Genomic DNA, 13,518 nt, shown 5'->3' on the forward strand with positions numbered 1-13,518 from the left:
CTCGTCGATGCCGTACTCGGGTTCGCGCGGGTCTTCGCCGCCGTTGGGAACGAATGATAGGAAAGATTCTTTACGAATACAAATCTCTGTCAAAATTCCGTCGAGCCCACGATGTTTCTCGACCGCGTATGAACGACCCGAGCAAGCCCGACCTTCGTCCCGCCACCGTCACGCGGGGCCCCGCGTTCGTGCGGCAAGGCAATGAGTGGGCAATCTATCGGCACCTTTTGTCGCTCGCCCCTGCTTCAAGCCCGCAACTCGCGCAAAGCACCGGCTTGTCGAAGGTGACCGTGACCGCGGCGCTCGGCAACATGGAACGTCTAGGGCTCGTCGAGCAAACGGGCGTACGCGCGGGCAATGCCGGCCGTTCGCCGCGGCTCTATGCGCCGCGGGCGCGCGCCGGATTCGTCGTTGCCGTCGATGTGGGCGCCGAGTGGATTCGCGTTGCGGTGGCCGATCTCACGGCGTCGATCGTCGCGCGCGTGGAGCGCAGGACGCCCGCGCGAGCCGCGCAGTTGGTGGACAAAATCGTCGAACTCGTCGAGTCGGCGCTTGCGGAGACCGGCGCGCCCCGCCACGATGTACTCGTCACGGTGCTGGGCTCGCCCGGGGTGCTGGACGCCGCGAGCAATCGCTTGCGGCTTGCGCCTAACCTGCCGAATTGGGAACGGTCCGATTTGATTGGGTCGCTGCGCGAGGCGCTCGGCGCGGATCTCGTCTTCGAGAACGACATCAATCTCGCTACGCTTGGCGAGCAGACGCACGGCGTCGGGCGTGAGGTGCAAAACTTCGTTTTTATGTCTGTGGGCACGGGCATCGGGCTCGGTATCGTGGCCAATGGTCGCCTATACCGCGGCGCGCGCGGCTTCGCGGGAGAGATAGCGATCATGCCCCCTGCACGGCCGCGCGACGGTCGGTCGAACGATCCAACGCCCGCCAACTTCGAGGCATCGGCCGCCGCGAAGGGCATCGTGGCATCGGCTCACGCGCTCGGGCTCACGGTGGACACCGCTGAAGCGGTTTTTGCGGGTGCTAAGGCGGGAGACGCAAAAGCGCTGGCCTGCGTTGCCGAGGAAGCGCGACAAATCGCTTGGGGGCTCGCCTCGATCATTCCTGTGCTCGACCCGGCGCTCGTCGTATTCGGCGGCGGTATCGGCCGCAGCGCATCGCTTTTGCTACCGGCGGTGCAGGACCATTTGACGCAATGGCTGCCGATCGAACTTCCGCGATTCGCCGTTTCGACGACAGGCACTGATGCCGTCTTGCTCGGGGCCATCGTGCACGGCATCGAGCGTGCACGCACGAAGGCGTTCGAGCGCGTGGGGTATGCGCCGTGAATTGGCTCGGCCGTCCTAATGCTCAGGCCCGTCGATGGCGATCCGATCCATCAATCCAAGCTCGTCGGCCATTGCTGTCGGCGGTGCGCTGGTCTTTGCCCTATCGCGGCAGCGCTGACACGCTTCACACAGAGAATTCCCGATACATCCTCTGAAGTCGCCTTCTTCATGGCTAGGCCGATATCTTCGTAGCACGCCTCTCATTTGTGTCTCGATGCATGGCGGCATCGGCGGGCTGCCGCCAGTTTTCCACCAGCGACAACAACCCCGGAAAGCGCGCGTCGATATCTTCGCGGCGCAGCCGACTCCGCCGTTCGAGCCCATATTGCCGCTGGCGGATGACTCCGGCTTCCCGCAGCGCCTTGAAATGGTGGGTCAACGACGACTTGGGTCGATCGAGTCCGAACCAGCCGCAAGGATGGTCGTAGGCATCGGACTCCACCATCAGCTTGTGGACGATGAACAGTCGCAGCGGATCGGCCAGCACAGCCAGAACGTTCTCGAGCCGCAGATCTTCGACGGCCGGCTCGTCCAGCGGCGGCGGGAGTTCGGCCGACGTGACAGGCAGCGCCCCTGCTCGGAGCTTCGTGGTTTCTTTCCTCATGGTGCGTCACACTATAGCACCTGTACGAGTTTTTTCGAACTAAGATATAGTACGAAAAAACTCGTACAAGAGGATCGTCATGCCAATTTCTTCCACTTCCGCTTGCGCACGCTCATCGCGCGTTCCCGCTCAATCCCCGGCACGCATGTGGCCGGTGGCCTGGATGATCACCGCCGTTTTCATGTTGTCGAATTCGACCACGCCGCTTTACGTCCATTGGCAGGAGCGGTTGGGGTTTTCCTCCGGCATGCTGACTGTGATCTTCGCCCTCTACATAGTCGGCCTGCTGGGGACCCTGCTGGTTGCCGGCCAGTTGTCGGATCACTACGGGCGCAGGCCGGTGCTGCTTCCCGGCTTGCTTGCGGCGCTGGTTGCCTGCGGCCTGTTCGCCTGTGCCAGCTCAATCGCCATGCTCGCAGTGGGTCGACTGCTGGCGGGTGTCTCCGTTGGGGTCATCGTCTCGGCGGGCATGGCGGCGGTCGTCGACGCAGGCGGCCCGGAGCGCAAGCCGAAGGCGGCCTTGTTGGCGTCGATCGCCATGGTGCTGGGCGCTGGTCTCGGACCGTTGTGCGCGGGCGCAGCGGCCCAGTGGCTGGCGCACCCCGTGCCGCCCATCTTCGCTGTGGAGGCGCTGATCTTGTTCAGTGCGCTGGGGGTGGCGTCGCGTTTGCCGGCACGCCGCAAGGCAGATAGTCCGCTTCGGTTGCGTCTGCCGTACGTGCCGGTCTCGAACCGACGCCACATCCTAGGCGGCATCGCCACGTTCGGTCCGGGTATCACCGGGACATCGTTCGTGCTTGCGTTGGGGCCGTCGTTGCTGGCCCGGCTGCTCGAAATCCGCAGCCCGTTGCTGGCGGGCAGCATGGCCTGCGCGATGTTCCTCACCGCGGTCGGCGTGCAGTTCGCCGTACGGAAATGGCCAGTCGCTCGCGTTTTTGCGGCGAGTGCGTTGGCCACGATCTTGTCGATGATGTGCCTCGTGCTGGCGATTCACGCTTCGCTGGTTCCGGCATTGATCGCATCCGCATTGCTTGCCGGCGCCGGGCAGGGGCTCGGGCAATTGGGCGGATTGACGCTGATCGGCCTGCACGTGCCCGATACCCATCGAGCACAGGCCAATGCCGTACTCAACATCGGCGGCTATATTCCCGCAGGCCTGCTGCCGGTCGCGACCGGTTATCTGATCGACCACGTGGGATTGGCATCCGCCGGGACCTCGTTTGCACTGGTGCTGGCCGTCACCGCATTGGTTGGAGGCACGTGGGCGATGCGTCGAGCCGAACAGCACGACGCATAATCGTTTCGTTGGCGGGACCGGGGTGCTTCTCGTGCGCCATGAGCTTGCGAACAGATCCGATGCTCACTGTTTCAACGCAGCCGTGGGAGGTACAAGAACAGCCCTCGCATTGGATGCTCCCCGATAGGCCAGTGCGGCATCGATCTCCTCGAAACGAAACGCCCTGCCGATGCTCGTGCGGAACAAGGGATCTGCGATGACATCGCGCAGGTCCGCCATCGCCGCAGCGAGCCGTGCCGGGTCCTTGGCCGTGGCGCTGTTGAAATTACTGAATCGTCTCACGGCCAAATTCCTGCTCAGGAAGAGCCGCGACGGAATCGTCACCGGCACGGAGCCATCCAGCGTTCCGTAGATGTAGACCGAGGTATTCATCGGCACATGCGGCGCAATTCGGTTAATCAGGGCGCCGCCCAGCCCGTCGAAGACCGCTGTGGTTCCGAGGGTTTCGGCCGCTTGTCCCAGCTTGTCCTCGAACCCTTCGCCATCCGTCGTTATGACATGTTCAAGACCCAGCCGTCGCATTTCCTCGTATTGCGCTTCCGAGCGCACAAGATGGATCACCGGAACCCGGCGTTTTTTCGCCAGCGCGGCCAGCGCCAGTGCGGTCGCCGAGGCTCCCGCCGTTGCGATCACGCCGCGATGGCCCGCCGCCGCGATTTCCTCCAAGAAGGCATAGGACGTGAACGCATTGACCAGGGAGCCGCAGTAGTCGCGCGCCGGCACATGATCGGGCAGGACCACGCAACTGGTGTAAGACACCTGCGCCTTTTCAGACCACACGCCGACCGTCCAGGCACTTGTGTCGAGTGAGCGATAGAGCGCCACGGACTTCCCGAGGAACGACGCAGGGACGCCCTCGCCGATCGCGGCCACTTTGCCGGCCGCGGATACGCCCCACGCCCTGTTCGATCCATTGAGCGCGCCGCCTGCCGCACCGGGCATCGCTAAGAACAACTTGTCGCCGTGGTTGATGCCGCAGGCCTCGATATCTACGATCACATGACCGGGCGGCGGCGTATCGGGTGCGGGCAGGTCCAGCACCTCCAGCCTACGGCTGGATGCGTTGATGCAAATGGCTTTCATACAGGTTCCTGATGTACCGGCGTAGCGGAGGAGAAAAATGCCGGGGCTGGATACATGAGAAACCAGACACTTACTTTTTACAAGTACGGAATTATTTGTTAGTGTAGCAGCTATGAAACTTGAAACGAAATGCCCTGTGGCATTCACCTCACGCATTCTGGGCGGCAAATGGAAAGCCCGAATCGTGTGGGCGCTAATCCGGAATGAGCCATTGCGGTTCTCGGAAATTCGACGAGCTTGCCCACCCGTCAGCGATCGCATTCTGACCAAGGAACTGCGAGAACTGGAGCACTGCGGCCTGATCTCGCGCGAAGAGTTCCCCGTGATTCCGCCGAAAACGGAATATCGACTGACCGCCTTGGGTCAGACGCTTCGTCCAGTCATGGCGGTAATGGCGGACTGGGGCAACGCCAATCGCGAGAAAGTGATCGAACCTTCGAGAGACACCGATCCTGCCACGTCTTCTCAAGGCCGGAAATGACGCGTGACGATGCGGCATTCGGCATGATCTGTGGAACGCAAAGGGAAGCACTAACAGAAAATTCCGCACTTGTGGATGACTAGCCCACGGCTTTATCTTCCGGATGCCATTCGGGTCAAAAAACGGCCCCCACTCTCGTTTGCCCCGCTGCGATCAATATGAAACAGATTCTGGTGTACGCCGACTCGCTATCTTGGGGCATCGTTCCCGGAACCCGTCAACGCTTGACGTTCGACGCCCGCTGGCCCGGCGTGATGGAAAACACTCTACGGGTGCGAGGAGTCGCGACACGCGTGTTCGAGGACTGCCTGAATGGCCGCACGACAGCATGGGACGATCCTTTCAGGCCCGGACGCAACGGCATCATGGGCATTGAGCAAGTGATCGAGATGCATTCTCCTCTCGACTTGGTGATCGTGATGCTGGGCACTAACGATTTCCAGACGGGCCGCGCCCACGCCGCACGGCATTCGGCAGAAGGCATCGGTGCATTAATCGATTCGGTCCGCCGCGCCCCGGTAGAACCGGGCATGCCGATCCCCCCCGTGCTGATCGTTGTCCCGCCGGCGATTGCCATGCCCGACGGTCCAGTCATGCCAAAGTTCGTCGGCGGCCAAGACCGCTGCGTCGGTCTGGCAGCGGCGTATGGCGATATCGCACGAGCTCACGGCTGCTTGGTTTTCGACGCGGGTACGGTGACGACAACTAGCCGCCGAGACGGCGTTCATCTCGATGCCGATCAGCATATCGCGCTCGGTGAAGCCATTGCAGACATTGTGCAGGCCATGCTGGACCGGGAAGAAAGCGAGTCGATCGCCGCCGAGATCCCCGCGACGAGATCGTCCGACGTCAGCAGTCGATAGGCCAATAGCTACTTGGGTGAGCCAAAAAAGAAAAAGCCCCACGAGTCCTAAAACTCGCGGGGCTTTGTCACCGCCTATTGGCGGAGACGGAGGGATTCGAACCCTCGATCCAGGTTTTGGCCCAGATGCTCCCTTAGCAGGGGAGTGCCTTCGACCTCTCGGCCACGTCTCCCAAAATCGCCGTTGCACCGGGAGGCAGTGCAACGAGACCAAGATATTAACGGGAATGATTACGTAGGTCAAATGATGCGGCGCATTTTTTTATCGCCCCGCCAATTTGCCCCACCCGGCCGCATCGGCCCACTCCCGTTCGGCGGCTACCTTACGCCTGCTCGAGCTCGAACGCTTTATGCAGCGAGCGCACGGCCAGCTCCATATACTTCTCGTCGATCAACACCGAAATCTTGATTTCCGAGGTCGAGATCATCTGAATGTTGATGCCCTCTTCCGACAGCGTGCGGAACATCTTGCTCGCGATACCGACGTGCGAGCGCATGCCCACGCCGACGACCGAAACCTTCGACACGCGCGGATCACCCACGACTTCCTCGGCATTGACGTGACCCTTCACGTGATTGACGAGGATATCCATCGCGCGTTGGTAATCGCCGCGGCCCACCGTGAACGTGAAATCGGTCTTGCCGTGCACGCTCTGGTTTTGAATGATCATGTCGACGTCGATGTTCGCGTCGGCAACCGGGCCGAGGATCTGGTAGGCGATGCCCGGCTTGTCGGGCACGCCGCGCACGGCGATGCGCGCTTCGTCGCGTTGGAACGCGATGCCGGAGATGACTGCTTTTTCCATGGTCTCGTCTTCTTCAAAGGTGATCAGCGTGCCCGATTTCATTTCTTCCTGGACCGGAATCATCGGGTCGGTCAGGCTCGATAGCACGCGCGTTTTCACACGATACTTGCCTGCGAATTCGACCGAGCGGATCTGCAGCACCTTCGAGCCGAGGCTGGCCATTTCCAGCATTTCCTCGAAGGTGACGCGATCGAGCCGGCGCGCCTCTTCCACCACGCGCGGGTCGGTCGTGTACACGCCGTCCACGTCGGTGAAAATCAAACATTCGTCCGCTTCGAGCGCGGCCGCCACCGCCACCGCCGACGTATCCGAACCGCCACGGCCCAGCGTGGTGATATGGCCTTCGGGATCGACGCCTTGGAAGCCCGTGATCACCACGACCTTACCTTCGTCGAGATCGCGCATCACGCGTTCGTCGTCGATCTCGCTGATACGCGCCTTCGTGAACGCGCTGTCGGTCTTGATCGGCACTTGCCAGCCGGCATAGCTCACGGCTTGCACGCCGATCTCTTGCAACGCGATGGACAACAGCCCCACGCTGACTTGTTCGCCCGTCGCCGCAATGACGTCGAGCTCGCGCGGGCTCGGTTGGCTCGAAATCTCTTTGGCGAGACCGAGCAAGCGATTGGTTTCGCCCGACATCGCCGAGGGCACGACGACCATCTTGTGCCCGGCCTGATGCCATTTCGCGACGCGCTTGGCGACGTTCTTGATGCGCTCGACCGAGCCCATCGAAGTGCCGCCGTATTTATGTACGATGAGTGCCATTGTCGTTCTGAACTGGAGGAGAAACCGCACCGATGCGTCAGGAGCAGAACCGCAAGACTGCCGTTCGGTCTCGCGGCCTCGTGAGCACTACGACGACGAAGGATGGCTGCGAAAGCGTGAGCGCAGCGTGCGCGGATTGCCCAGATGCGAAGCGCCTGCTGCTGGAGCCGATTGCCGGTGCGGGTAGCGCGGCAATAAGCGACGAATGCGCAAGACGCGCGCAAACGGCTGCGAAAGCGGATCGGGCGAGCCTTCGAGCGTACTTGATCGAGGGCGAAAAGACAAGCGTGGGAAGCCGCCGGTGTCAATCGGGCGCGACGACAAGGGGACGCATCCCGATAGCGGCAGGCAAGGCACCAGGGCCGAGCAAGGGAGCGCCGAGTACGACGCCGCTAGATCGGCCGAAGCGCTAGGCGATCAGCAAGTCCTCGCGCCACTCGAGCCGCCAGCGCGCGCCGCCGCGGCGCGACGACGCGAGCGCCTGCTCGGCGGCGCCGTTCACTCCCACGCGCGGCACGTAAAGCAGCGCGTCCCCCACGTAAATCAGCGGCACGTCGCGCTCCCAGGCGGGCACGCCAAGCTCCTGGAACAGGTTCTTCAAGGTGCGCGCCGCGCCCCCCGGCATCCGTTGCATGCGCTCTCCGCCCGTGCGGGCGCGCGCCGAGAGCGGTGCACTAGCGAGCAACGCCTCGGGCACCGTCTCGGGGCCGGTGTCGTCGTCGGCCGCTTGCACGAATACGATCGACCCGCGCCATTGCGGCAAATGCCAGACTTGCTGGCCATTCCAAGCCAGCTGCTCGGTGCGCTTCATCGCCTCGCCCATTTCGAGCCCCGCGTCATTCATATCGAACGCCCCGTTGCCTCCCTCGCCGTCTTGCCGCGCGGGACGCTCGCCGGGCCTTATCGGCCGCAGCGCGCGTTCGACGGAACGCTTCTCCCAGTAGATCTTGTCCCGATACATTCGCAAGCAGGCGCCGGCATGCATCGCGCTGAGCCCGTGCCCGTCGCGCGCCTCACGCAACTGACGCAACATGTCGGCCAAGCGCGCGGCCGATGGCGCCGGCAATGCAGACGAGCGAATCCAGACCCGCATGACATTGGTCGCACGCGCATCGTCGAGCGCCATCAACGCCTTGCGCGAAAGCCCATCGTCGCGCGCGATCGTGCGCAGATCGATCCGCGCCAAATCGTCGAGCAGACGCTGTGCCGTGGCGGCATGACGCGCCGTACGCGCGAGTGCGTCGCGAAAGCCCGGAAAGCGCGTACTCAACGCCGGCATCACCTCGTGCCGCAGCGCATTGCGCGCGTAACGCGTATCGGCGTTCGACTCGTCCTCGATCCAGCGCAAGCCGCGCACGAAGGCGTAGCGTTCGAGTTGCGCGCGCAGCAGCGGAAGAAAGGGGCGCATGCGCCGCGCGGCCGAAGACTCGTCGACCCGCTGCGGGGCCATCGCCGCGAGCCCCGCCACACCGGCACCGCGCAGCAGTTGAAGCAGCACCGTCTCGGCTTGATCGTCGGCGTGATGTGCGAGGCAAAGCACCTCGGCGCCGTCTCGTGCGCACATCGCGTCGAGCGCGCGATAGCGAGCCTCGCGCGCAGCCGCCTCCAGGCTCTCGCCATTCTCACGCCGCACGCGTACCTGTTCGACGTGAAAGCGCACGCCCATCGAAATCGCCGAGGCCTCGCAATGGGAGACCCACCGATCGGCGTTCGGACTGAGACCGTGATGCACGTGCAAGGCGACACAGCGTGCCGCACCCACGACCCGAACGGCCGCATCGAGCAGCACGGTGGAATCGAGCCCGCCGCTGTAGGCGATCGCAATGGTCGCGCCGGGGGCAACCGCGGAAAGCACGCCGCCGAGGGCATCGAGAACGATGCGCTCGGCGGCGATATCGACGGAGACGTTCACGTCAGGATTAAGCAGTGGAAGCCGCACTCGGCAAAGCATGCCGGGCGCGGCCCCGGGCTCGGCTTACGCACCCGGGAACGATTCCTTGTATTTGCCATAGCTCATCAGGCGCTCGAAACGGCGTTGCCGCAAGTCGGGCACGCTCATGCCCTGGAACTGGCGCAGCGTATCGGCCAGCGCACGGCGCAGCAGCGCCGCCATGCCCTTCATGTCGCGATGCGCGCCGCCGAGGGGCTCGTTGACGATCTTATCGATGAGGCCGAGCGCCTTCAATCGATGCGCCGTCAAGCCAAGCGCTTCCGCTGCCTCGGGCGCCTTTGTCGCGCTCTTCCAGAGGATCGACGCGCAACCCTCGGGCGAGATCACCGAGTACGTCGAAAACTGCAGCATCAGCACACTGTCGGCCACGGCGATCGCGAGCGCACCGCCCGAACCGCCCTCGCCGATCACCGTCGCGATGATGGGCGTCTTCAACTCTGCCATGACGTACAGATTGCGGCCGATCGCCTCCGATTGCCCCCGCTCCTCGGCGCCGACGCCGGGGTACGCACCGGGCGTGTCGATGAACGTAAAGATCGGCAAGCTGAACTTTTCGGCAAGGCGCATCAGCCGCTCGGCCTTGCGATAGCCTTCCGGACGCGGCATGCCGAAGTTGCGCGCCGCGCGCTCTTTCGTGTCGCGGCCCTTCTGATGGCCGATCACCATGCACGGATGACCGTTGAAGCGAGCCAAGCCGCCGATGATCGACAAGTCGTCCGCATACGAGCGGTCGCCGTGCAACTCGTGGAAATCGGTGAACAGTTCGCTCACGTAATCGAGCGTGTAGGGGCGCTGCGGGTGTCGCGCGATTTGCGATACCTGCCACGGAGACAGATTCGCATAGAGGTCTTTGGTGAGCTGTTGGCTCTTCTTCGACAACCGCTCGATCTCTTCCGAAATATCGACCGCCGAGTCGTCTTGCACAAAGCGCAATTCTTCGATTTTCGCTTCGAGCTCCGCGATGGGCTGTTCGAAATCCAGAAAGGTCGTTTTCATATGTTCGTTCCTAGAATCTTGCGGCAGCGCGTATTCTAACCGCGCGGGCCCCGTTCTCAATCGAGCAAATCTATCGGATATAAAAATCGATAGACTATTCAGCCAGCCCGTCGAGACTGCGCCACATATACCACGTTGCTACCGTGCGCCAGGGCTCCCAGTTGGCCGCGACTTCTCTCGCTTCGCTGCGCGTCACCGGCTCGCCGCTGAAATAATTCACGCTGATCGCCCGGATGAGGCCGAGATCGTCGAGCGGCAACACATCGGGGCGCGAGAGGTTGAAAATCAAGAACATCTCGGCCGTCCATCTGCCGATGCCGCGAATCTGCGTGAGCTCGGCGATCACGGCTTCGTCGTCCATCGACATCCACTTGTCGACGTGCAACGCGCCCGACAGGAAATGCTCCGCGAGGTCGAGCAGATAGTCCGACTTACGTTTGGACAACCCGCAAGCGGCGAGCTTTTCCTGTCCGAGCTTTTTGAATTGCTGCGGCGATAGTTTCGGGCACGCCGATTCGATGCGCTCCCACACCGCTTGCGCGACCTGAACCGAGACCTGCTGCCCCACGACGGAGCGCGCGAGCGTCACGAACGGATCGCTGCCGTTCACGAGGTGCACGGGGCCGAACTTCGGGATGAGCCGCTTCAAAATCCGGTCGCGTTTCACGAGATCCGCGCACGCGCGATCCCAGTACGCGGGCCGAGTGACCGCGGGCTCGAGCCCGCCGATCTGAACAGGCGCCGCGGCGCCGTTCGGCTTGGCCGCGACACCACTGTCCTTCTTCGTGCCGGCGGCGCGCTTGGCGGCCGCCTTCTCGGTCGTATCACTCGGTGCCGACGCCACCGTCGCGCGCGTGTCGCCCTTGCGACTGGCGCGTGCGGGCGCCTTCCTGGCCGTTGCCATCTTGCCTCCTGCCTGGCGAGTCGATCAGCGCGACGTGCGGTGCACGGTCGTCATACGCGGCGCCATTCGGTCAGCCCGCCCGGTTTGTCTTCAAGCGCAACACCGGCATCGAGCAATTCGGCTCGAATCCGATCTGCCTCGGCGTAGTTTTTCGCATGCTTGGCGGCGGTGCGCGCGGCGATCTTCGCTTCGATCGCGGCCGCATCGAGCCCTTCGGCCTCGAGCGAGCCCGCTCCCGTCTGCAAAAATTCGCGCGGCTCGCGCCCAAGCAATCCCAAAATCCCCGCGAGCGCGCGCAGTTGTCGTGCCAAGCCCGCGTCGCGCGTGCGATTGACCTCGGTGGCGAGTTCGAACAGCACGGCCACGGCAACGGGCGTATTGAAGTCGTCGTTCATCGCTTCGCGGAAACGCAGCGCATGCGCCTCGCTCCAATCGAGCGGCGCGCTATCGGGCTGCACGTCTTTCAACGACGTGTACAGCCGGGTCAGCGCGGCACGCGCATCGTCGAGATGGACGTCGCTGTAATTGATCGGCGAACGGTAATGCGCCCGTGCGAGGAAAAAACGAACGACCTCGGGATCGTACTTCGCGATCACCTCGCGAATCGTGAAGAAGTTGCCGAGCGATTTCGACATCTTCTCGTTATCGATCTGCACGAAGCCGTTGTGCATCCAATAGTTGACGAACGTTTGCCCCGTCGCGCCCTCGCTTTGGGCGATCTCGTTCTCATGGTGCGGAAACTGCAAATCCTGCCCGCCGCCATGCAGGTCGAAATGCTCGCCGAGCAGCGCGCATCCCATCGCGGAACATTCGATGTGCCAGCCCGGCCGCCCGGGGCCGTATTTCGAATCCCACGTGCATTCGGGCGGCTCCCCTTCTTTCGCGTGCTTCCACAACACGAAATCGAGCGGGTCTTGCTTCGCGCCGCTCGTCGCGACACGCTCGCCCGCGCGCAGGTCTTCCAACGACTTGCCGGACAGCGCGCCGTAATGGGCGAATTTGCGCACGGCGTAATTGACGTCGCCGTCCTTGCCTTGATATGCGTAGCCGTTCGCCACGAGCGCGTCGATCATGCCCAGCATCTGCGGAATGTAATCGGTGGCGCGCGGCTCGATATCGGGGCGCATGACGCCGAGCGCATCGGCATCTTCATACATCGCCGCGATGTAGCGATCGGTGACCGTCTTGATCGTCTCGCCGTTTTGAACGGCGCGCCGAATGATCTTGTCATCGACGTCGGTAATGTTGCGCACGTATGTCACACGATAGCCGAGCGTGCGCAGCCAACGCTGCACCAAATCGAATACGACGAGCAACCGCGCGTGCCCGATATGGCAGTAGTCGTAGACGGTGATCCCACAGACGTACATCCGCACTTCGCCTGCACGGCGCGGCACGAACGATTGCTTGTCACGCGCGAGCGTGTTGTAGATGCGCAGTGATTCCATAGAGACGATGCGTGAGCCTTGAGCAGTCCGCACTCGGCGCCGCGCGCTTCGCATCACCTTCGCGATGAAGCGCAAACGGTTTGCGCGGTGCGAATGTCTTCGCGCGACGAATGCTTCGAGCGAGCGGCGCGAAAGGCGACCACGACGGGCGGAGGACCGTTTGCCGTTGGAGGAAACCAGCAAACGTTTTGTTAGAATGGGCCGGAGTATAACACCCTGACACGAGCCTATGAAACCTTCCAGCGGCCGCACGCACCGTCGCGCGGCCCTCTTCGCCGCCTCTGTTCTGAGCCTTGCGCTCGCGGCTTTCACGAGCCCGCCGGCCCATGCGCAAACCTCGACGGCGGTGGCCGACGGCACCCCGCAAATCGACGCCTCGATCGCCGCCCATAACTGGAGCGCGGCGCTCGTCGAACTCGATGCGCGCATCGCCTCGCACCCGCGCGATACCCAAGCGAAATTCAAGCGCGGCACCGTGCTCGCCCGCCTGAATCGCGACGACGATGCGATCCGGCAGTTCACCGAACTCACGCAGTTGTACCCCGAGCTGCCCGAGCCGTATAACAATCTCGCCACGCTCTACGCCAAGCAAGGGCGCTATCAGGACGCGCTCACCGCGCTCGAAACGGCCGTGAAGGCCAACCCGAGCTACGGGCTCGCCTACGAAAATCTCGGCGACCTTTACCTGCATTTGGCCGAACAATCGTATCGTCGCGCCCAAAGCCTGGGACAAGCGAGTCCGGCGGCCGCGCAGCGCGTCGCGCAAATCGATAAGATCGTGTCGCCGCCCGCTTCCACGCCCGCTGCCGCCCCCGCCGCGGCGCCCAACAAAGCCGCGGTGACCGAGCCGCGCGAGGTGGTGCCCGCACTGAGCTCGCCGGCCGTCGAATTCGGCGGATCGAACGGTCCGTTCCCCGCTCAGCCTTACGTCGCGCCGTCGAACTAGCGCGTCTTTCGCTCCGATCTCATCCACGTTGAGGA

12 protein-coding genes and 1 tRNA gene are annotated in these 13,518 nt (G+C 63.2%); 5 read left to right on the plus strand and 8 right to left on the minus strand.

What is annotated here, in order from left to right; all coding sequences use genetic code 11:
• Positions 1 to 128: 128 nt before the first annotated feature.
• A complete protein-coding gene (locus C0Z18_RS01060; RefSeq protein WP_158244183.1) occupies positions 129 to 1,337 on the plus strand; it encodes an ROK family transcriptional regulator in 1,209 nt (402 codons plus the stop codon).
• A gap of 172 nt (positions 1,338 to 1,509) precedes the next feature.
• On the opposite strand, the gene C0Z18_RS01065 is transcribed toward C0Z18_RS01060, so the two are convergent.
• The gene (locus tag C0Z18_RS01065) at positions 1,510 to 1,941 is read right to left on the minus strand and encodes an ArsR/SmtB family transcription factor (protein ID WP_102643500.1); all 432 of its coding nucleotides are present in this window, start codon (positions 1,939 to 1,941) and stop codon (positions 1,510 to 1,512) included.
• A 163-nt stretch (positions 1,942 to 2,104) separates the two neighbouring features.
• Between C0Z18_RS01065 and C0Z18_RS01070 the strand changes: the two genes are divergently transcribed.
• Positions 2,105 to 3,238: an MFS transporter gene (locus C0Z18_RS01070; RefSeq protein ID WP_199189363.1), complete on the plus strand. Its 1,134-nt coding sequence runs from the start codon at positions 2,105 to 2,107 to the stop codon at positions 3,236 to 3,238.
• A gap of 63 nt (positions 3,239 to 3,301) precedes the next feature.
• Here C0Z18_RS01070 and C0Z18_RS01075 read toward each other — a convergent pair whose 3' ends face one another.
• A complete protein-coding gene (locus tag C0Z18_RS01075; RefSeq protein WP_102643502.1) occupies positions 3,302 to 4,321 on the minus strand; it encodes an alcohol dehydrogenase catalytic domain-containing protein in 1,020 nt (339 codons plus the stop codon).
• Positions 4,322 to 4,433: 112 nt separating this feature from the next.
• On the opposite strand from C0Z18_RS01075, the gene C0Z18_RS01080 reads away from it, so the two are divergent.
• Together C0Z18_RS01080 and C0Z18_RS01085 are read left to right on the plus strand one after the other, a co-directional pair.
• Positions 4,434 to 4,802, plus strand: coding sequence for a winged helix-turn-helix transcriptional regulator (locus C0Z18_RS01080; RefSeq protein WP_102643503.1), 369 nt, complete (start codon positions 4,434 to 4,436; stop codon positions 4,800 to 4,802).
• A gap of 158 nt (positions 4,803 to 4,960) precedes the next feature.
• Complete coding sequence (locus tag C0Z18_RS01085) at positions 4,961 to 5,665, plus strand: SGNH/GDSL hydrolase family protein (protein ID WP_102643504.1); 705 nt, start codon at positions 4,961 to 4,963, stop codon at positions 5,663 to 5,665.
• 78 nt (positions 5,666 to 5,743) lie between these two features.
• Here the strand turns inward: C0Z18_RS01085 and C0Z18_RS01090 are convergent.
• The 6 genes from C0Z18_RS01090 to cysS form a co-directional block, all read right to left on the minus strand.
• Positions 5,744 to 5,837 (minus strand) — tRNA-Ser (locus C0Z18_RS01090).
• A 150-nt stretch (positions 5,838 to 5,987) separates the two neighbouring features.
• A complete protein-coding gene (locus C0Z18_RS01095; protein ID WP_102643505.1) occupies positions 5,988 to 7,238 on the minus strand; it encodes an aspartate kinase in 1,251 nt (416 codons plus the stop codon).
• A gap of 409 nt (positions 7,239 to 7,647) precedes the next feature.
• On the minus strand, positions 7,648 to 9,150 hold the full coding sequence (gene tilS, locus C0Z18_RS01105) for a tRNA lysidine(34) synthetase TilS (RefSeq protein ID WP_233216783.1): 1,503 nt from the start codon (positions 9,148 to 9,150) through the stop codon (positions 7,648 to 7,650).
• Positions 9,151 to 9,213: 63 nt separating this feature from the next.
• Entirely contained in the window at positions 9,214 to 10,185 is a 972-nt protein-coding gene (locus C0Z18_RS01110; protein ID WP_102643508.1) for an acetyl-CoA carboxylase carboxyltransferase subunit alpha, read from the minus strand.
• A 94-nt stretch (positions 10,186 to 10,279) separates the two neighbouring features.
• Positions 10,280 to 11,089 carry a DNA-3-methyladenine glycosylase family protein gene (locus C0Z18_RS01115; protein WP_102643509.1) on the minus strand — a complete coding sequence of 270 codons (810 nt, stop codon included), beginning with the start codon at positions 11,087 to 11,089 and terminating at the stop codon, positions 10,280 to 10,282.
• A gap of 50 nt (positions 11,090 to 11,139) precedes the next feature.
• The gene (gene cysS, locus C0Z18_RS01120; protein ID WP_102643510.1) at positions 11,140 to 12,537 is read right to left on the minus strand and encodes a cysteine--tRNA ligase; all 1,398 of its coding nucleotides are present in this window, start codon (positions 12,535 to 12,537) and stop codon (positions 11,140 to 11,142) included.
• Positions 12,538 to 12,766: 229 nt separating this feature from the next.
• Between cysS and C0Z18_RS01125 the strand changes: the two genes are divergently transcribed.
• Positions 12,767 to 13,483 carry a tetratricopeptide repeat protein gene (locus C0Z18_RS01125; protein ID WP_102643511.1) on the plus strand — a complete coding sequence of 239 codons (717 nt, stop codon included), beginning with the start codon at positions 12,767 to 12,769 and terminating at the stop codon, positions 13,481 to 13,483.
• The last annotated feature ends 35 nt before the right edge of the window (positions 13,484 to 13,518 follow it).

It is taken from the genome of Trinickia dabaoshanensis, from assembly GCF_002879885.1.
Taxonomy (GTDB): Bacteria; Pseudomonadota; Gammaproteobacteria; order Burkholderiales; family Burkholderiaceae; genus Trinickia; species Trinickia dabaoshanensis.